Source organism: Pseudomonas sp. TE36184 (assembly GCF_054060055.1).
The window spans coordinates 3,956,624-3,975,211 of record NZ_JBSSCU010000001.1; the positions used below are offsets into that span (position 1 = coordinate 3,956,624).

Here is an 18,588-nt window from a genome sequence, read left to right on the forward strand (position 1 = left end):
AATAATAAAAAATCGGAAAATAAATAGCTTATGGCCGTCACACCCCCAAGGATAGACGGCAATTGCAAGGACTCAGCTCAATATGGAGACCGTTCCCAAGTATTTCAAGGCGCGTGACAGATTGTCGCTGTCCAGGCTGTCCAGCCAGTGCAAATCGCTCCAGCTGCGCAGCCAGGTGAACTGGCGCTTCGCCAATTGGCGCGTGGCAATGATGCCGCGCTCCTGCATTTCGGCTGACGTCAGCTTGCCATCCAGATGATCCCAGACTTGGCGATAGCCTACAGCACGTATCGAAGGCAACCCCGGATGCAGGTCACCTCTTGAACGCAGTGCTACGACCTCCTCCACGAACCCCTGTTCCAACATAATTGTGAATCTTTGTGCAATTCGTTCATGCAGCACCTGGCGATTTGCCGGAGCAATCGCCAGATTCGCCACAGTATAGGGCAATTGTGACCGCCCCGATGCGCCTGCGTCAGCACTTTGCGCAGATTGTCGCTGCCGATGCTCGGTCATGGTCTGACCACTTACCCGCCAGACTTCCAGAGCTCGACTCAGGCGCTGCGGATCGTTGGGGTGGATGCGCGCAGCGGACACCGGATCGACCGCCGCCAGTTGCTCGTGCAGGGCTTGCCAGCCAAGGCGCGCCGCTTCTGCTTCAAGCTCGGCGCGCACCTGGGCGTCGGCCGGCGGCATATCCGCCAGGCCTTCCTGCAAAGCCTTGTAGTAGAGCATCGTGCCGCCCACCAGCAGCGGGATGTTGCCGCGCGCGGTGATATCGGCCATGGCCGCCAGGGCATCGCTGCGGAAATCCGCCGCCGAATAGCTCATCGCAGGGTCGATGATGTCGATCAAGCGGTGCGGATACTGCGCCAGCAACTCCTTCGAAGGCTTGGCCGTGCCGATGTCCATGCCGCGATAAACCAGGGCCGAGTCGACGCTGATCAGCTCGCAGGGCAGCACTTTGCTCAGCTCGATGGCCAGGTCGGTCTTGCCGGCGGCCGTGGGGCCCATCAGGAAGATCGCGGGGGGCAAGGCACTCATCAGCGGCCGCGCAAGAACAGTTTGTCCAGATCGTCCAGGCCCATTTGGGTCCAGGTCGGTCGGCCATGGTTGCATTGTCCGCTGCGCTCGGTGTTTTCCATGTCGCGCAGCAGGCCGTTCATTTCCGGCAAGGCCAGGCGGCGATTCGCGCGGATCGCGCCGTGGCAGGCCATGGTGCCGAGCAGCTCGTTGATGTGCGCCTGGATACGGTCACTGGTGCCGTATTCCATCAGGTCCCGCCAAGACGTCGGCCACCAACCGGTTGGCCTCGGCTTGCTTGAGCAGCGCGGGAATCTGGCGGATCGCCAGCGTTTCCGGGCCCAGGCGCTGCAGTTCAAAACCGAGTTTCTGGAACACGCTGGCGTGCTCTTCGGCACAATCGGCTTCGCGCTGGCTGACCGCCAGGGATTCCGGCACCAACAGCGGCTGGCCGCTCAGGCCTTCGCTGGCCATGGCGATTTTCAGGCGCTCGTACATGATCCGTTCGTGGGCCGCGTGCATGTCCACCAGCACCAGGCCGTGGGCGTTTTCCGCGAGGATGTAGATACCCTTGAGCTGCGCCAATGCATAGCCCAGTGGCGGAATATCCCCGCCACCTTCGGGCAACGCGACCGCGCTCGGCTCGGCGCCCGGCAGCGGCGCAAAGAATTCACGATAGGCCGCCTGGGCCTCGGCCGCCGGCACCGCCGATTGCGGACGCGGGGTGTATTGATACTGATAGCCCGCCCCCGAACCCGAACCTGGCGCCGTGTAGCTCGGCAGGGGTTGCGGCGACTGCAGCAGGTTGCCCGCCAGACTCATTTCGCCCTGCGGGCCGAACTCGCCGGCTTGCGGGCCGCTCGGACGAACCACCGCCGTCACGATCGGCGCGGACAGTTGGTCATCCGGGCGCACATCGCCCAGCGCGCGGTGCAAGGTGCCGTAGAGGAAGTCATGCACCATGCGCCCGTCACGGAAGCGCACTTCATGCTTGGTCGGGTGTACGTTGACGTCGACCACCGATGGGTCGACCTCGAAAAACAGCACAAACGTCGGGTGCCGCCCATTGAACAGCACGTCGCGATACGCCTGGCGCACCGCGTGGGCCACCAGCTTGTCGCGCACCGCCCGGCCGTTCACAAAGAAATACTGCAAGTCCGCCTGGCTGCGGGAGAACGTCGGCAACCCCACCCAACCCCACAGGCGCAGGCCATTGCGTTCGATTTCAATCGGCAGCGCCTGCTCCAGGAACCCCGCGCCGCACACCGCCGCCACCCGCCGAGCGCGCGCGGCGTCGTCGTTGGCTTCGTGCAGGCTGAGGATGGTCTTGCCGTTGTGGCGCAGGTGGAATGCCACGTCGAAGCGCGCCAGGGCCAGGCGCTTGATGACTTCCTGCAGGTGATCGAATTCGGTTTTCTCGGCCTTGAGGAATTTGCGCCGCGCCGGGGTGTTGAAGAACAGGTCACGCACCTCCACCGAAGTGCCCACCGGATGCGCAGCCGGCTGGACCCGAGGCGCCATGTCGCGGCCTTCGGTTTCCACTTGCCAGGCCTGGTCGGCGCTGCGCGTGCGGGAGGTCAGCGTCAGGCGCGCCACGGAACTGATCGAGGCCAGGGCCTCACCGCGAAAGCCCAGGCTCATCACCCGTTCAAGGTCTTCCAGGTCGCGAATCTTGCTGGTGGCGTGCCGCGCCAGGGCCAGCGGCAGGTCATCGGAGGAGATGCCGCTGCCGTCGTCACGCACCCGCAGCAGCTTGACGCCACCTTGCTCCACATCGACATCGATACGCTTGGCGCCGGAGTCGATGCTGTTTTCCAGCAACTCCTTGATCACCGACGCCGGCCGCTCGACCACCTCGCCCGCCGCAATCTGGTTGGCAAGGCGCGGGCTGAGCAGTTCGATGCGCGAGCCGCTGTTGAGGATCGATTCGCTCATTACTGTGCCGCCAATTCAGTGCCGGGGATGGTCAACACCTGGCCGACTTTCAGCTCATCGGTTTTCAGGTTGTTGGCGCTGCGCAACGTCGCAGGCGACACCTGGAAACGCACCGCCAGCATCGCCAGGGTGTCGCCCGGCTGGACGCGATGGTCACGCGGGCCCTGGGCGATTTTCCCGGAGTCGCGCAGCCAGGCGATATACGTGCCCGGCGGCGGGTTCTGCTGGAAGAACTGGCGCACGCCGGCGCTGATGGAACGCGCCAATGCCTGCTGGTGGCTGGCGCTGGCCAGTTTCGAGGCTTCGTTGGAGTTGGAGATAAACCCGGTTTCCACCAGGATCGACGGGATGTCCGGCGATTTCAACACCATGAACCCGGCCTGCTCCACGCGTTGTTTGTGCAGCGATGTCACACGGCCGATGTTGCTCAGGACTTTCTGCCCGACGTTCAAGCTGGAGGTCAGCGAGGCGGTCATCGACAAGTCGAGCAGTACACCGGCGAGCATCTTGTCTTTGTCGTCGAGGGACACGTTGCCGGCCCCGCCGATCAAGTCGGAACGGTTTTCACTGTCGGCCAGCCAGCGGGCCGTCTCGGACGTGGCGCCGCGATCCGACAGGGCAAACACCGAGGCGCCGAAGGCGGCGGCCGACGGCGCGGCGTCGGCGTGGATCGAGACGAACAAGTCGGCGCCCTTCTTGCGCGCGATTTCGGTGCGGCCACGCAACGGGATGAAGTAGTCGCCGGTACGGGTCAGCTCGGCGCGATAGCCTTTCATACCGCTGACCTGGCGCTGCAATTCACGGGCGATGGCCAACACCACGTCTTTTTCATGCTGGCCACGCGAACCGGAAGCGCCCGGGTCTTCACCGCCGTGACCGGCGTCGATCACCACGATGATGTCGCGTTTACCCGCTGGCGCCGGCGGCGGCGGTGGCAACTTGACCTGCGGTTGCGACGGGTTGACCGGCACGGCCGGAACGGTCGCCACGCTCGGCGTCGGCGCGGGCGGCGGTGCGGCATCGGCGGCGTTGTCGAACAGGTCGACCACCAGGCGGTTGCCGTACTGGGCGTTGGGCGCCAGGGAGAAGCTTTTCGGGGTCACGGCCTTTTTCAGGTCGATGACCACGCGCAGATCGCTCGGCGTGCGCTGGGCCGAACGCATGCTGGTAATCGGCGTGTTGGCAGTGGAGATTTTCAGCGGCGCGGCCAGGGTTGCACCGTTGATGTCGATCACCAGGCGATCAGGCGCCGTCAGGGTAAAGACGCTGTGCTGGACCGGGCCAGACAGGTCGAACACCAGTCGCGTGTTATCCGGCGCTCGCCACAGGCGAACACTCTTCACCTGTGAAGCAGCCAGAGCATTGACAGTCATTGCCGCAAGCAACACCCCTACGACAGCAACCAACGCGCGAAAGCGCATACCTAACCCCACCAATTATTTGAATTCCAATGCCAGAGCAGCGCACCACGACTCACCGCGCGCACCCTGGGGCAACAACTTCAGCCGACGTCCGTGCTCATGCGGCGTAATGGTAATGGTCAGGTCCGGCTTTGGCAAAAAGCCTGTGCCTTTATCTGGCCACTCGATCAGGCACAGCGCGTCATCCTCGAAATAATCCCGAATCCCCATGTACTCCAGCTCTTCGGGGTCCACCAGACGATAGAGATCAAAGTGGAAGGCCCTTATCGCCCCGATCTCATAGGGCTCGACCAGCGTAAAGGTCGGACTTTTCACCGCCCCAGCATGGCCCAACCCGCGAATGATGCCCCGCGACAGCGTGGTCTTGCCCGCCCCCAGGTCGCCCTCGAGAAAGATCAGCCCCGCGCCGCCTGTCACCTGGGCAATCCGATGACCGAAGGCGACCATTGCCGCTTCATCCGCCAGGAAAAGGTTTACTTCAGACACGGCGACTGTTCCTCGAGCAATTGACGGATGGCAGGTATCAGGTCACTGGCCGCCAGGCCGCGGCCAAAGGTGCCCTGCCGGGCTCCCGCCGTGGCGTGCAGCCACACGGCCAGGCAGCCGGCTTCATAAGCGGGCATGCCCTGTGCCAGTAACGCGCCCACCAGGCCGGCCAACACGTCGCCGAGCCCTGCGGTCGCCATGGCCGGATGGCCTTGGTCACATCGCGCGACGCGACCGTCCGGGCAGGCGATCAGACTGCCCGCCCCCTTGAGAATAGCCACTGCCTTGAATTTCTGGCTCAACGCGCGCGCCACGTTAAGACGATCCGCCTGAACCTCAGCTGTCGAAATACCCATCAAGCGCGCCGCTTCGCCCGGATGCGGGGTGATCACGCAGTTGGCGGGAAGGCTGACGCTGCCGGTCGCCAGCTGGTTCAAGGCATCGGCGTCCCAGACTTGCGGCTGCTTGGCGTTGGCGGCGACGGACAGCAGGCTCTTGCCCCAGGCGGCATGGCCCAGGCCCGGGCCAATGACGATAACCGAGATCTTTTCGAGCAAACCCATCAATTGGTTGGCCGAACTCACGCCGACGCTCATGACTTCCGGCAGGCGCGCCAGCGCGGCGGGCACGTGTTCAAGGCGAGTCGCCAGGGACACCATGCCCGCCCCGCTGCGCAGCGCACTTTCGGCACTGAGCAACGCAGCGCCGCCAAAGCCTCGGTCGCCGCCGATGACCAGCAGGTGACCGAAACGGCCTTTATGGGCGTCCGAGGAACGCGCAGCCAGTTGCGGCAAATTGCCGGGCAACAGGGGCTGAACGTCGGTTATTGCGTGTTTTGTCTGCGGCATGCGTCTTCAAGCTCCGATGTCTGGCAGAATTATACTCATCTAACCTGTGGTTTCCCGTGTCTCATGCCTGCTATTACTTCCGATCTGCCCGCGCTCGCCCAATCGATCAAAGACTGGGGCCGCGAGCTGGGTTTCCAACAAGTCGGCATCAGCGGCCTGGACCTGGCCGAGCATGAACAGCACCTGCAACGCTGGCTCGACGCGGGCTACCACGGCGAGATGGAATACATGGGCGCCCACGGCAGCAAACGCTCGCACCCCGACGAGTTGGTGCCGGGCACCTTGCGCGTGGTCTCGCTGCGCATGGATTACCTGCCCGGCGACACGCACATGGCGCAACGGCTGGCCCAACCGGAAAAAGCCTACATCTCCCGTTACGCCCTGGGCCGCGACTACCACAAACTGATCCGCAAGCGCGTGCAGCAACTGGCCGAACGCATCCAGGCACAAATCGGCCCCTTCGGCTTTCGCGCCTTTGTCGACAGCGCGCCGGTGCTGGAGAAAGCCATCGCCGAGAAAGCCGGGCTGGGCTGGATCGGCAAAAACACCCTGGTCCTCAATCGCAAGGCCGGCAGCTACTTCTTCCTCAGCGAGTTGTTTGTCGACGTGCCGCTGCCGGTCGATCCGCCCCACGCCACCGAGCACTGCGGCCGCTGTACCGCCTGTCTGGATATCTGCCCGACCAACGCGTTCGTCGGGCCCTACGTGCTGGACGCACGGCGCTGTATTTCCTATCTGACCATCGAACTCAAGAGCGCGATCCCTGAAGACTTGCGCCCGCTGATCGGCAACCGGGTTTTCGGTTGCGATGACTGTCAGATCGTTTGCCCATGGAATCGTTTCGCCCGCACCACCGCCGAAAGCGATTTCAAGCCACGGCACAACCTGGATAACGCACAACTGGCCGAACTGTTCATGTGGGACGAGGAAAAATTCCTCAGCAGCACCGAAGGCTCGCCCCTACGCCGCGCAGGTTACGAGCGCTGGCTGCGCAACCTGGCGGTAGGCCTGGGCAATGCGCCATCGAGCATTCCGGTGCTGGAAGCCTTGAAGGCGCGCCGGGACTATCCGTCGGAGCTGGTGCGCGAACATGTGGAATGGGCGCTGAAGCAGCACGCCGAGCGTCAGTGAACGTCGTCGTTGTAGATGAACTTGGGCATTTCCCAGTGAAAACGGATCGCCAGCAGACGCAGGAGAAAGCCGCTGAACAGGGTGAGCATAATCGCCTGCTCGCCCGGCAATTGCAGGTAAAGGCACAGCAAGTAGAACCAAGCGGCGAGGAATGACACGCTGGCGTACAGCTCACGGCGAAAGATCAGCGGGATGTCGTTGCAGAAAATATCCCGCAGGATCCCACCGAACACCCCGGTGATCACGCCGCTGACCGACGCCACCAACATACCGTGGCCCATTTCCAGGGCGGTCATGCAGCCGATCAGGGTAAAGGCGACCAACCCCACGGCATCCAGCGCCAGAAACAGCGAGCGCAGGCGGCGCATCAGCGGCGCGATAAAGATCGTCACCAGCGCGGCGACGGAGGTCAGCACCAGGTATTCCGGGTGCTTGACCCAGGTCAGCGGGTAATGCCCGAGCAGCACATCGCGCACCGAACCGCCACCCAACGCCGTCACGCAGGCGATCAGCACCACGCCAAACCAATCCATGCCGCGCCGACCGGCAGACAAGGCGCCAGTCATAGCTTCGGCGGTGATGGCGACGAGGTAGAGCATCAGCAGCATGATGGCGATCCTTACAAAGAGGCGCGCAGTCTAATCATTTGCTGACGGCACCAAAAGAGGGCGCTTGGCGAAAGACCGAGGCGCCCCCAGCATCAAGCCTTGATGAAGTGCTTGCGGTAGTGCTGCAACTCGGCGATCGACTCACGAATGTCATCCAGCGCCAAATGAGTGCTGCCTTTATGGAAGCTGTCTTTGACTTCCGGCGCCCAGCGCGCGGCCAGTTCCTTGAGCGTGGACACATCCAGGTTGCGGTAGTGGAAGTAGCTTTCCAGCGCCTTCATGTGGTTATAAAGAAAGCGGCGGTCCTGGCAGATGCTGTTACCGCAGATCGGCGACTTGCCCTTGGGCACCCACTTTTCCAGGAAGGCGATGGTTTCGGCTTCGGCTTCGGCCATGCTGACACGGCTGTCGCGCACGCGCTGGGTCAGGCCGGAGTTGCCGTGGGTGCGGGTGTTCCACTCGTCCATGGTGGCGAGGACGGCGTCGCTGTGGTGGATGGCGATCACCGGACCTTCGGCCAAGGTGTTGAGGTTGCTGTCGGTGACAATGGTCGCCATCTCGATGATGACGTCGGTGTCGGGGTTCAGACCGGTCATTTCCAGATCGATCCAAATCAGATTCTGTGGGTTTTGCATGGCTTGATTCTCTTGGCACCTTGGCGTAGCTGCGCAGTTTAGCAGGCGGGGCCGTGCTAGACTCGCGACCGTTTCACCCAACCTTTGCATTATCGACACGGAACACCAATGGCCAAACGCCAGCTCAACCGTCGCCAAAACTGGCGCATCGAAAAGATTCAGGGCGAACGCGCCGCACGCGCCGCCAAACGTGAATCCTCCGCCGTGGAAGCGCTCGAGGGCGGCGACCTGGGCCCCGAACAAACGGGCCTGGTGATCGCGCACTTTGGTGTGCAGGTCGAGGTCGAGGCGCTCGAAGGCGAACTCGCCGGCCAGGTCTTCCGCTGCCACCTGCGCGCCAACCTGCCGGCGCTGGTGACCGGCGACCGAGTGGTGTGGCGTGCCGGCAACCAAGGCATCGGCGTGATCGTCGCGCAACTGCCCCGCACCACCGAACTGCGCCGTCCCGACAGCCGCGGCCAGTTGAAGCCGGTGGCGGCCAACGTCGACATGATCGTCATCGTCTTCGCACCGCTGCCCGAGCCCCATGCCAACCTGATCGACCGTTACCTGGTCGCCGCCGAGCATGCCGGCATTCGCCCGCTGTTGTTGCTGAACAAGTTCGACCTGATCGACGAACAGAACGCCCCGGCGCTCAACGCGTTGCTGGCGGTCTACCGCACCCTGGGTTACCCGGTGCTGGAAGTGTCGGCTCATCACGGCAATGGCATGGAACAGCTGCAACACCAGTTGGACGGGCGCATCAGCGTGTTCGTCGGCCAGTCTGGCGTGGGCAAGTCCTCGCTGGTCAACAGCCTGCTGCCGGAAGTCGACACCCGTGTCGGCCCGCTGTCGGAGCTGTCCGGCCAGGGCACCCACACCACCACCACCGCGCGGTTGTTCCACTTCCCTGGCGGCGGTGAGCTGATCGACTCCCCGGGCATTCGTGAATTCGGCCTCGGCCATGTCAGCCGCAGCGACGTGGAAGCCGGTTTCATCGAGTTCAACGACCTGATCGGCACCTGCCGCTTCCGCGACTGCAAACATGACCGCGAACCCGGTTGCGCCCTGCTCAAGGCGTTGGAAGATGGCCGCGTGCAGCAGCAACGGATGAACAGCTATCGGTCGATTATTGCGAGTTTGCCCGAGAGCAGTTACTAAACAGCACATACGACAAGGCCGCGTTTATCGCGGCCTTGTCGTATACAGCTTACGATCCCGTACCCGGCACCGTAGGGTCTTTCATCCCGCCACCTTCGAACAGATTCAGCTTCTGCCGCAGCTCATGCGCCGGCAACGGCTCCTGCCCCGGCGGGATCGCGTTCGGGTCGGCCGGTGCACCGCCCTGCGTGCCCGTATCTGGGGGCGGTGGCGGCTGATCACCTTCAATCGCGCGCTGGGCCTTTTTGGTCAGCACGACGATATCGATCCGACGGTTGATCGGGTTGAACGGGTCCTTCGGATCAAACAGCTGCGACGAGGCGAAACCCACCACCCGCGCCACCTGCGAGTCCGGGTAGCTGCCGGCCACCAGCGCACGTCGGGCGGCGTTGGCGCGGTTGGCCGAAAGCTCCCAGTTGCCGAAGTCGCCCTGCCCCGAATACGGCTTGGCATCGGTGTGGCCGCTGATGCTGATCTTGTTCGGCACCGCCTTGATGGTGTCGGCCATGGCCAGCAGGATGTCTTCAAAGTACGGCTTCAACCGCGCACTGCCAGAGTCGAACATCGGCCGGTTGGCGGCGTCGGTGATCTGGATGCGCAAGCCATCCGGCGTGATTTCGAAGGAAATCTGATCCTTGAATTTCAGCAACTGCGGGTTTTCTTCGACCTTGGTCTGCAATTCCTTCAGCAACAATTCGAGGCGTTCCTGCTCGACCTGTTCGGCCAGGCTCTCGACGGTGTCGCGCTCGATCGGAATTTTTTCCTGCGGCGCCTCGGTCTTGACCTCAGGATTGATGGTGCGCTCCGGCGCCAACTGCGGCGAACCGCCCAGGTCGATCACGAAGGGTGTGCCGCTTTCCGAGAAGCCGATCGGGTCTTTGAAGTAACCGGCGATGGCGATCTTCTGTTCGGGGGTCGCGGTGGACATCAGCCACAGCACCAGGAAGAACGCCATCATCGCCGTTGCAAAGTCGGCGAAGGCGATTTTCCAGGCGCCACCATGGTGCCCCGCAGCGAAGCGCTTGACGCGCTTGATGATTATCGGCTGGTTGTTTTCCATGGCTTAGCGACCGCGAACCGCTTGTTCCAACTCGGCAAAGCTCGGGCGATGTTTCGGGTACAGCACCTTGCGACCGAATTCCACCGCCAGCGAAGGCGGCATGCCGGAGGCCGAAGCCACCAGGCTGGCCTTGATCGCTTCATACAGATTGACTTCTTCCTTGGCATCGTGGGCCAGGGAGGTGGCGAGCGGACCGAAGAAACCGTAGGCCGCGAGAATACCGAAGAACGTACCCACCAGCGCCGCACCTACGTGCATGCCGATGGCCGCCTGGTCGCCCTCGCCGAGGGAGGCCATGGTCACCACGATACCGAGTACCGCCGCAACGATACCGAAGCCGGGCATGCCGTCGGCAATACCGGTGACGGCGTGGGACGGGTGCTCCAGCTCTTCCTTGAGGCTGAACAGTTCCATGTCGAACAGGCCTTCCAGCTCATGGGGGGCCATGTTGCCGGAGGACATGATGCGCAGGTAATCGCAGATGTAGGCGGTCATGCGCTCGTCTTTGAGCACTGCCGGGTATTTGGCGAAAATCGGGCTCGCTGCAGCGTCTTCGATGTCCGCTTCGATGGCCATCATGCCTTCACGGCGACTCTTGTTGAGGATCTCATAAACCAGGCCCAGCACTTCCATGTAGAAGGTGTGGGAGAAGCGCGAACTGAACATGCCCAGCGACTTCTTGATCACATGCATGGTCATGTAGCCGGGGTTGGCCTGCAAGAATGCGCCGAATGCCGCGCCGCCAATAATCATCACTTCGAAGGGCTGGATCAACGCTGCAATCTTGCCGTGAGACAGGACATAGCCACCGAGCACACTTGCAAAGACGACGATGATGCCGATTATTTTAGCCATAGGGGTTTTGTACTTGCGCCGTCGGGTTCATGGACATATTTGGGGTAACTGAAAAACTCTTGTTCTACTTATCGGCAAAACTGCGCCAGACTATAGGCCGTCAAGGCGAAAAGCCAGTTCGGCCCGTTCAGGGCGTGTTGAAGTAAGTGATGATCGCGCCCCAATCATGGCCAATGAAAAGACAGCCCCATCTGTAAGACCCATCTCTCTCGCCGCTTGGATCAAGTGCCTGGACGAAGTCCGGTTGCCCGTTCCCCAGGCCAGCCACGAGCGCGTGTGCAAAGCCATCCGCGATAGCCGCAGTTCTTTGCGAGATATTGCCGAGCTGATGCAGAACAGCCCGTCGCTGGTACTCAGCGTAATGCGCGAGGCCAACAGCCACACCCATGGCAGCATGGCGGAACCGGCAGAAAACCTTGAGGTGGCGCTTAACCGTCTCGGCCTCAAACGCGCCGAGGACCTGCTGGAACGACTGCCGTCGGTGCCGATGAATGAAATCCCCGTCGCCTTTCGCCAACTGGTGCTGGTCAGCCGCCACGCGTCGCAGCAAGCCAGCGGCTTGTTCGCCAGCCGCCTGGCGCGGTTGTGGCAAGACATTCATTGGGGCAGCCTGCTGTTCCTGGCGCCGTTGTGGCCAATGGCGGTGGCCTACCCCAAGCTCCTGGAAGAATGGGAACTGCGGGTGATCCACAAAGGCCAATCGGCGCGTCAGGTCGAACAGGAATTGTTCGGCGTGCGCCTGCTCGACCTGTGCCTTGGCCTGACCGAAACCTGGCACCTGCCGATCTGGGTATCCCAGGGCTATCACCTGCTGCTGACCGAGCAACGCTTGCTGGTCAAGGCATTGCGCATCGCCCGGGAAGACGACCCACTGCGCCAGCAACAACTGCTGGATGCCGAACCCAGTTTGCGGCGCTGGCTGAACCAGCCGGCCAATACGGTGTTGCTGGCCAACGGCCTGGCGATGTCGGCCCAGGAATCCTGGACCTGCCCGCATACCGAGCGCTGGCAATACCTCACCGCGCTGTACCTGCAACAGCCGTTGAGCGAGGTGCAGCAACAGGTTCACCAGCAAGCGGTGATCAGCGCTCGCGCAACCCTGATGCCCGACCTCTGGCACCCGGCGCTGTCGCTGATCTGGCCGTGGAATGTACAGAAAATCCATCGTGGCCTGCTGCCCGCACCGCCGCCGACCGCCGAGGCCCTGGCCGTCTGGCGCAGCCGTTGCACCGAACTGCTGGTGGAGCCAAGCCGCTTCGCCAACGCCATGCACCTGACCACCTGCGCCAAGGAAGCCCTGGAGGCCAGCGGCATGCAGCGCGTCTTGCTGTTCATGGCCGATCGCGCCCTGAGCACCCTGCGCGTCCACCAGGCCGCCGGCCTGCCGAAGGACGCCGCCAACTTGAGCCTCGACGTGGTCAACAGCACGCTGCTGCAACGCATGCTGGAAAAATCCGCCCAGGTGCGCCTCACGCCCGACAATCACGCGCAATTTGCCGCCCTGTTGCCGCCGATCCTGCGTCGCCTGTTCAACGGTGAACACCTGCTGTTGCGCTCACTGAGCTGCAACGGCCGGGTGGTTATGCTGATGATCGCCGACCAGGGCGGCGGGCCGTTCTCGGAAACCACCGTGCAGGCCTTCGGCAAAACCGCTCAATGCATCGAGAAAGCCCTGCACAGCTTTACCAACCGCACCAGTTGATGCTTGCGCTACAATCGCCCTCTTTTATCGCCAACATTTGTGCCCAGGAGACCTCACATGCCTGACTTCTCTGGCTTGCCGCTGGTGATCGAACCCAGCGACCTGCTTGGCCGCCTTGATGCCGACCAACTGATTCTGGTGGACCTCACCAGCGCCGCCCGCTACGCCGAAGGGCATATCCCCGGCGCGCATTTCGTTGACCCCAAGCGCACCCAACTGGGCCAGCCGCCAGCCCCCGGCCTGTTGCCGAACAAGGCAGACCTGGAAAAACTGTTCGGCGAGCTGGGCCACACCCCGGACGCGACCTACGTGGTCTACGACGACGAAGGCGGTGGCTGGGCCGGACGTTTCATCTGGCTGCTCGACGTGATCGGCCACACGAAATACCACTACCTCGACGGCGGCCTGCTGGCGTGGCTGGCAGACCCGCTCCCGCTGTCCACCGAGGTGCCGGCCCCGGCTGGCGGGCCTGTCAGCCTCACCCTGCATGACGGCCCCACCGCGACCCGCGAATACCTGCAAAGCCGTCTCGGCGCCGCCGACCTGGGCATCTGGGACGCACGCGGCCCGCTGGAATATTCCGGCGAAAAGGTCCTGGCAGCCAAGGGCGGTCACATCCCCGGCGCCGTGAACTTCGAGTGGACTGCCGGCATGGACAAGGCGCGCAACCTGCGCATCCGCCGCGACATGCCGCAGATCCTCGAAAACCTCGGGCTGACCCGCGACAAAGAAATCATCACCCACTGCCAGACTCATCACCGCTCTGGCTTCACCTACCTGGTGGCCAAGGCGCTCGGTTATCCGCGAGTCAAAGGTTATGCCGGTTCCTGGGGCGAATGGGGCAACCACCCCGACACCCCCGTCGAGATTTAAGGTTTAAGGACAGTTAATGAAAAAGCAGTTGTTCATCCTCAGCCAGTACTTGCTGCCGCACCACTTGCTGTCGCGCCTGGCCGGCTGCATTGCCGAGTGCCGCGTGCGCTGGTTCAAGAACGCCTTCACCGCCTGGTTCGCCAAGCGCTATCAAGTGGACATGTCCCAGGCCCTGGTTGAAGACCTGAGCGCCTACGAACACTTCAACGCGTTCTTCACCCGCGCCCTGAAAGACGGCGCGCGCCCACTCGATCAAACCCCGGGCGCCGTGCTGAGCCCAGCCGATGGCGCAGTCAGCCAGCTCGGCCCGATCGAGCATGGTCGCGTGTTCCAGGCCAAGGGCCACAGTTTCAGCGTGCTGGAATTGCTGGGCGGCGATGCGGCCATGGCTGCGCCGTTCATGGGCGGCGATTTCGCCACCATTTACCTGTCGCCGAAAGACTACCACCGGGTGCATATGCCACTGGCGGGCACCTTGCGCGAGATGGTCTACGTGCCAGGGCGGATTTTCTCGGTCAACCAGACCACCGCCGAAAACGTGCCGGAGCTGTTTGCGCGTAACGAGCGGGTTGTCTGCCTGTTCGACACCGAACGCGGCCCGATGGCCGTGGTGCTGGTGGGCGCGATGATTGTGGCGTCGATCGAAACCGTGTGGGCCGGCCTGGTCACGCCGCCTAAGCGCGAGCTGAAAACCTTCCGCTACGACGAAGCCGCGCGTGCGCCGATTCACCTGGAGAAAGGCGCAGAGCTGGGTCGCTTCAAGCTGGGTTCGACCGCGATCGTGCTGTTCGGGCCGGATCAGGTGCAGTGGGCAGAAACACTGGTGGCGGGTTCGCCGGTGCAGATGGGCCAGGGCATCGCGTTACCGAAAGCCTGATCCGAAACCTGCAAAAATCCAATGTGGGAGGGGGCTTGCCCCCGATAGCGGTGGCTCAGTCACTTATTTGTAGCTGAACCACTGCCATCTGGGGCTTGCCCCCTCCCACATTTTTAAGCGCATTGTTTCAGTTAGAGCTGCCCGTCGCGGTCGCGAAAGCCCAGCAAATACAACACACCGTCCAACCCAAGGGTCGAAATCGCCTGCTTGGCCGATTGCTTGACCAGCGGCTTGGCGCGGAACGCCACGCCCAACCCGGCAATCGCCAGCATCGGCAAGTCATTCGCACCGTCGCCGACCGCAATGGTCTGCTCCAGACGCAAACCTTCCTTGTGGGCCAATTCCCGCAGCAAGTCGGCCTTGCGCTGCGCGTCGACGATCGGCTCCACGGCCACGCCGGTCACCTTGCCATCCACCACTTCCAGCTCATTGGCGAACACATAGTCGATGCCCAGCTTGGCCTGCAATTGCTTGGCGAAGTAGCTGAAGCCGCCGGACAGGATCGCAGTCTTGTAGCCCAGGCGCTTGAGTTCGGCGAACAGGGTTTCGGCGCCTTCGGTCAGGCGCAGGGAGGCGCCGATCGAATCCAGCACGCTGACATCCAGGCCCTTAAGCAACGCCAGGCGCTCCTTGAAGCTGGCGCGGAAATCCAGCTCGCCGGCCATGGCGCGCTCGGTGATCGCGGAGACTTGCTCACCCACACCGGCAGCCTTGGCCAGTTCGTCGATGACTTCGGCTTCGATCAGCGTGGAGTCCATGTCGAACACCGCCAGGCGGCGGTTGCGGCGGAACAGCGAATCTTCCTGGAAGGCGATATCGACATTCAGCTCCTGCGCCACGCTCAGGAAGTCGGCACGCAAGGCTTGGGGATCGGCCGGTTCGCCGCGCACGGAAAACTCGATGCAGCCCTTGCCCTGGTCATCTGGCGTGTCCAATGGCATGCGGCCCGACAGACGGTCGATATGGTCGATATTCAAGCCATATTGCGCGGTGATCGAGCTGACGCGCTGCAACTGCTCGGCCGTCACCTTGCGGGTCAGCAAGGTCACGATATGGCGTTTTTTGCCCTGGCCGGACACCCAATGCCGGTAATCCTCTTCGGACACCGGGGTGAAACGCACCTGCTGATCCAGCTTGTACGCGGTAAACAGGATGTCCTTGAGGACAGACGACGCCTGCTCGGTGCTGGGGATTTCCACCAGAATCCCGAAGGACAGGGTGTCGTGGATCACCGCCTGGCCGATGTCGAGAATGTTCACACCACCCTGGGCCAGAACACCGGTAATGGCGGCGGTCAGACCTGGCCGGTCTTCCCCCGTGATGTTAATCAGGACAATTTCGCGCAAAGCGCACCCCCAGGCTGGAAAAAAACCGCATTCTACCCACTTTCAGTGACCATCGGGCACAGCCAGCGCTTTGCCGGTCTTGGGCCTGTCGCTATACTGCGCGTCAACTTCACGGACTAAAGAGCCGAGCTCAAGTGAACCGGCCCACGCCAGTAAAAACCGACAACTTCTTCCTGCTGATCTTCCGGGCACTGCGCCACCGCCGTGTACCGATCGCATTACGCATCGCCAGCCATAACGTGATCCTGGTCGCCCTGGCCCTGGTGATCTACGCCTGCGTGATGGGTTTGCAGTTCAAACAGGCCATGCACGAACAAGCCGATGCCCTGGGCGAGAGCTTGACCACCCAGACCGCCACCTCGGCGACCGAGCTGCTGGTGTCCAACGACATCCTCAGCCTCAACGTGCTGCTCAACAACCTGACCAAGAACCCGCTGGTGGCCCACGCCGCCATCTACAGCGTGGACAACCGGATCATGGCCGAAGCCGGGCAACGCCCGAAAAACGGCCTGCTGGGTGAGGCCGAAGGCCTGTACCAGAGCAATATCACGTTTCAGGATGTGAAAGCCGGCCAATTGCGCATCAGCCTGGACATGCAGCAATTCCAGCAGCCGATGACCATCAGCCTGCAAAGCATGGGCATCCTCAGCGCGATCCTGCTGGCGCTGGCCCTGGCCTTGAGCCTGCGCCTGGGGCGGCATATCTCCACGCCGTTGATGCAACTGCGCATCTGGCTGCGGGATATCGACGAGCACACCCCGGCCACCGATCGTCAGGACGAGATCGGCGACCTTGCGCGCCAGCTTCACGCCAGCTTCGCCCCGGAACCGGTGGTACACGAGGTTGAACCCGAGCCCGAGTTCGACGACAGCGATTACGACGAACCTGCCTTTGAAGTGCGCAACCTGCGCGACCCGGGCTTTGACGAAAGCGCGCCGGTCGCGGGCCTGAAGCCTGCGCCACGCCATGTAATCAAGGCCGAAGAAGACGAGCTGGACGACGAAGACCCGTTCGCCGACCTGCGCGACACCTCGGCCAGCAGCCCGGCCATCGCGCCGAAGCCCGTGCCGGCAAAGAACGCCGAACCCCAACACAGTGCGGTCCTGGCCGTGCAACTGGGCGCCCAGGACCAACTGCGCCGCCTGCCCCGCGCCCGCCTGACGGAATTGCTGGAACGCTACCGCGACTGCCTCGACCAGGCCGCCTCGCTCTACCAGAGCGAGCTGCACACCCTGAACGATGGCAGCACACTGATGCTGTTCCACAGCGAAGACAGCGGCGAAGACTACCTGACCAACGCCATCTGCTGCGGCGAACTGCTGCGCGCCCTGGGTCATGAGTTGCAGATCGAAGTGGCCGACAGCGGCATCACGCTGCAACTGCAACTGGGCCTGACCGTTGGCGACGACCTGTTCGGCATGAGCCAGATCGACCTGCTGCTGACCGAAATCGCCCAGGACGCCTTGGCCTTGTCCCAACACAGCCGCAACCTGCTGCTGGTGGAGCGCAAGATCAGCGAAGACACGCTGATCCGCCAACGCGCGCGCATCCGTCCGATTGCCAGCCCCGAGGGCGCCAGTTGCGTAGAGCGCTTGATGGAGCCGTATCCGTCGATGCTGGAGCGGCAATTGGCGCGGATGCACGAGTCCCGTGCCAAGCCCTGACTGACATGTGAGAGGGGGCTTGCCCCCGATGACGGCGCGTCAGTCAAAACGGCGGCAACTGACACATCGCTATCGGGGGCAAGCCCCCTCCCACATTTGGACTCCACAAGCCTCAAGTAAATCGCGCACAAACAAAAAGGCCCGCTGAATAAGCGGGCCTTTTGGGTTGGAGCCATTCAGATCAGAACCTGAACACTTCCATATCCGTGCGGATCGGCGTAGCCATCGGCATTTTCGGTTTCCCCGGAGCCGCCGGTTTGGCCTGTACCGGCGCTTGCTTGCGCGGCGCCTCGGCGACTGGTGGCTGGTTGGCCAATGGCTTGAGGGCCACCGACAACTGCTGCGCCAGATGCTGCAACAACACGCCCTGGGCCTGGACCTGGGACGCCGTGGTGCCGGCATGCTCTTCCTGCAGATGCACGATGCGGCTATCACGCACCTGGCCGCGGCGGTCGATCAAGCGCCATTGCGCATCGAGGATCGCCGGTTGCGAGGTGCCGGAGTCGAGTCGGGTAATGGTCAGCAACACCTGCACATCCGGGGAAAAACCGGCGGGCGCGGGCGCCAGGACCACACGCTGACTGTCCAACTGACCCGCCACCTGGCGCAACATCAACTGATTGATGTCGGACGACAAACTACCCGCCCAACGACCATCGGTGGAACCTTGCAGGCTGCCGTCGTTCTGACGTTGCAGCAATGTTTCGCGTTGCAGGTAGTCAGCGACGACGACCGGGCCCAGCAAGACGGCCATGCCGGCCGATTGAGCTGGCTGAGCGGGACTTCCGCTGTCCAGCTGGTACAGCGACACCGGCTGGTGCGTGCTGCAACCCGCCAACCCCAGAAGGCCAGCGAGCATAAAAATAAAAGGAAGGCGTGGAGCAGTCATCATCCCATCCAGGCGGCTGCCACAAGGCAAACCACAATGTAATACTAAAAATAACCTAAACACGCTCGGCCACGCCGGCGCTGGAAAGGCCATAT

At 62.8% G+C, this 18,588-nt stretch carries 16 protein-coding genes and 1 pseudogene; 6 read left to right on the forward strand and 11 right to left on the reverse strand.

Going from position 1 to position 18,588, the window contains the following annotated elements:
- Positions 1–72 precede the first annotated feature (72 nt).
- The 5 genes and pseudogenes from miaA to ACVWZP_RS17850 form a co-directional block, all read right to left on the reverse strand.
- Complete coding sequence (miaA, locus tag ACVWZP_RS17830; protein ID WP_046384904.1) at positions 73–1,044, reverse strand: tRNA (adenosine(37)-N6)-dimethylallyltransferase MiaA; 972 nt, start codon at positions 1,042–1,044, stop codon at positions 73–75.
- A pseudogene (gene mutL, locus ACVWZP_RS17835) lies at positions 1,044–2,958 on the reverse strand (DNA mismatch repair endonuclease MutL). The gene miaA and the pseudogene mutL overlap by 1 nt, the downstream one beginning before the upstream one ends.
- On the reverse strand, positions 2,958–4,379 hold the full coding sequence (locus tag ACVWZP_RS17840) for an N-acetylmuramoyl-L-alanine amidase (protein WP_046384906.1): 1,422 nt from the start codon (positions 4,377–4,379) through the stop codon (positions 2,958–2,960). Before ACVWZP_RS17840 ends, mutL begins: the two are co-directional and overlap by 1 nt.
- A 15-nt stretch (positions 4,380–4,394) precedes the next feature.
- Positions 4,395–4,865, reverse strand: coding sequence for a tRNA (adenosine(37)-N6)-threonylcarbamoyltransferase complex ATPase subunit type 1 TsaE (gene tsaE, locus ACVWZP_RS17845; protein WP_126588424.1), 471 nt, complete (start codon positions 4,863–4,865; stop codon positions 4,395–4,397).
- Positions 4,853–5,713, reverse strand: a complete 861-nt coding sequence (locus ACVWZP_RS17850) for an NAD(P)H-hydrate dehydratase (RefSeq protein WP_457369980.1) — start codon at positions 5,711–5,713, stop codon at positions 4,853–4,855. Before ACVWZP_RS17850 ends, tsaE begins: the two co-directional genes overlap by 13 nt.
- Before the next feature lie 63 nt (positions 5,714–5,776).
- On the opposite strand from ACVWZP_RS17850, the gene queG reads away from it, so the two are divergent.
- Positions 5,777–6,844 (forward strand): tRNA epoxyqueuosine(34) reductase QueG, encoded by a 1,068-nt coding sequence (gene queG / locus ACVWZP_RS17855; RefSeq protein ID WP_017849762.1) that lies wholly within the window; start codon positions 5,777–5,779, stop codon positions 6,842–6,844.
- Here the strand turns inward: queG and ACVWZP_RS17860 are convergent.
- On the reverse strand, positions 6,838–7,455 hold the full coding sequence (locus ACVWZP_RS17860; RefSeq protein ID WP_169850564.1) for a trimeric intracellular cation channel family protein: 618 nt from the start codon (positions 7,453–7,455) through the stop codon (positions 6,838–6,840). The genes queG and ACVWZP_RS17860 overlap by 7 nt on opposite strands.
- A gap of 89 nt (positions 7,456–7,544) precedes the next feature.
- Positions 7,545–8,087, reverse strand: a complete 543-nt coding sequence (gene orn, locus ACVWZP_RS17865; protein WP_017849764.1) for an oligoribonuclease — start codon at positions 8,085–8,087, stop codon at positions 7,545–7,547.
- Between the two features lie 108 nt (positions 8,088–8,195).
- On the opposite strand from orn, the gene rsgA reads away from it, so the two are divergent.
- Positions 8,196–9,227, forward strand: a complete 1,032-nt coding sequence (gene rsgA, locus ACVWZP_RS17870) for a small ribosomal subunit biogenesis GTPase RsgA (protein WP_017849765.1) — start codon at positions 8,196–8,198, stop codon at positions 9,225–9,227.
- A gap of 49 nt (positions 9,228–9,276) precedes the next feature.
- On the opposite strand, the gene motB is transcribed toward rsgA, so the two are convergent.
- Positions 9,277–10,287, reverse strand: a complete 1,011-nt coding sequence (motB, locus tag ACVWZP_RS17875) for a flagellar motor protein MotB (protein WP_046384910.1) — start codon at positions 10,285–10,287, stop codon at positions 9,277–9,279.
- 3 nt (positions 10,288–10,290) lie between these two features.
- Positions 10,291–11,142: a flagellar motor stator protein MotA gene (motA, locus tag ACVWZP_RS17880; RefSeq protein WP_017849767.1), complete on the reverse strand. Its 852-nt coding sequence runs from the start codon at positions 11,140–11,142 to the stop codon at positions 10,291–10,293.
- 166 nt (positions 11,143–11,308) lie between these two features.
- Between motA and ACVWZP_RS17885 the strand changes: the two genes are divergently transcribed.
- The 3 genes from ACVWZP_RS17885 to asd are packed head-to-tail and all read left to right on the forward strand — an operon-like array spanning position 11,309 to position 14,594.
- The gene (locus tag ACVWZP_RS17885; RefSeq protein ID WP_177029541.1) at positions 11,309–12,844 is read left to right on the forward strand and encodes an HDOD domain-containing protein; all 1,536 of its coding nucleotides are present in this window, start codon (positions 11,309–11,311) and stop codon (positions 12,842–12,844) included.
- A 57-nt stretch (positions 12,845–12,901) separates the two neighbouring features.
- Positions 12,902–13,717 carry a thiosulfate sulfurtransferase gene (gene rhdA, locus ACVWZP_RS17890; protein ID WP_017849769.1) on the forward strand — a complete coding sequence of 272 codons (816 nt, stop codon included), beginning with the start codon at positions 12,902–12,904 and terminating at the stop codon, positions 13,715–13,717.
- A 16-nt stretch (positions 13,718–13,733) separates the two neighbouring features.
- Positions 13,734–14,594, forward strand: a complete 861-nt coding sequence (gene asd / locus ACVWZP_RS17895) for an archaetidylserine decarboxylase (RefSeq protein ID WP_017849770.1) — start codon at positions 13,734–13,736, stop codon at positions 14,592–14,594.
- A 131-nt stretch (positions 14,595–14,725) separates the two neighbouring features.
- On the opposite strand, the gene serB is transcribed toward asd, so the two are convergent.
- Complete coding sequence (gene serB / locus ACVWZP_RS17900) at positions 14,726–15,940, reverse strand: phosphoserine phosphatase SerB (RefSeq protein WP_017849771.1); 1,215 nt, start codon at positions 15,938–15,940, stop codon at positions 14,726–14,728.
- Positions 15,941–16,074: 134 nt separating this feature from the next.
- Here serB and ACVWZP_RS17905 point away from each other — a divergent pair, with 134 nt between their 5' ends.
- Positions 16,075–17,604 carry an AhpA/YtjB family protein gene (locus ACVWZP_RS17905; RefSeq protein WP_079442718.1) on the forward strand — a complete coding sequence of 510 codons (1,530 nt, stop codon included), beginning with the start codon at positions 16,075–16,077 and terminating at the stop codon, positions 17,602–17,604.
- Positions 17,605–17,785: 181 nt separating this feature from the next.
- Here ACVWZP_RS17905 and ACVWZP_RS17910 read toward each other — a convergent pair whose 3' ends face one another.
- Positions 17,786–18,496, reverse strand: coding sequence for a PqiC family protein (locus tag ACVWZP_RS17910; RefSeq protein WP_026140384.1), 711 nt, complete (start codon positions 18,494–18,496; stop codon positions 17,786–17,788).
- Positions 18,497–18,588: the final 92 nt, after the last annotated feature.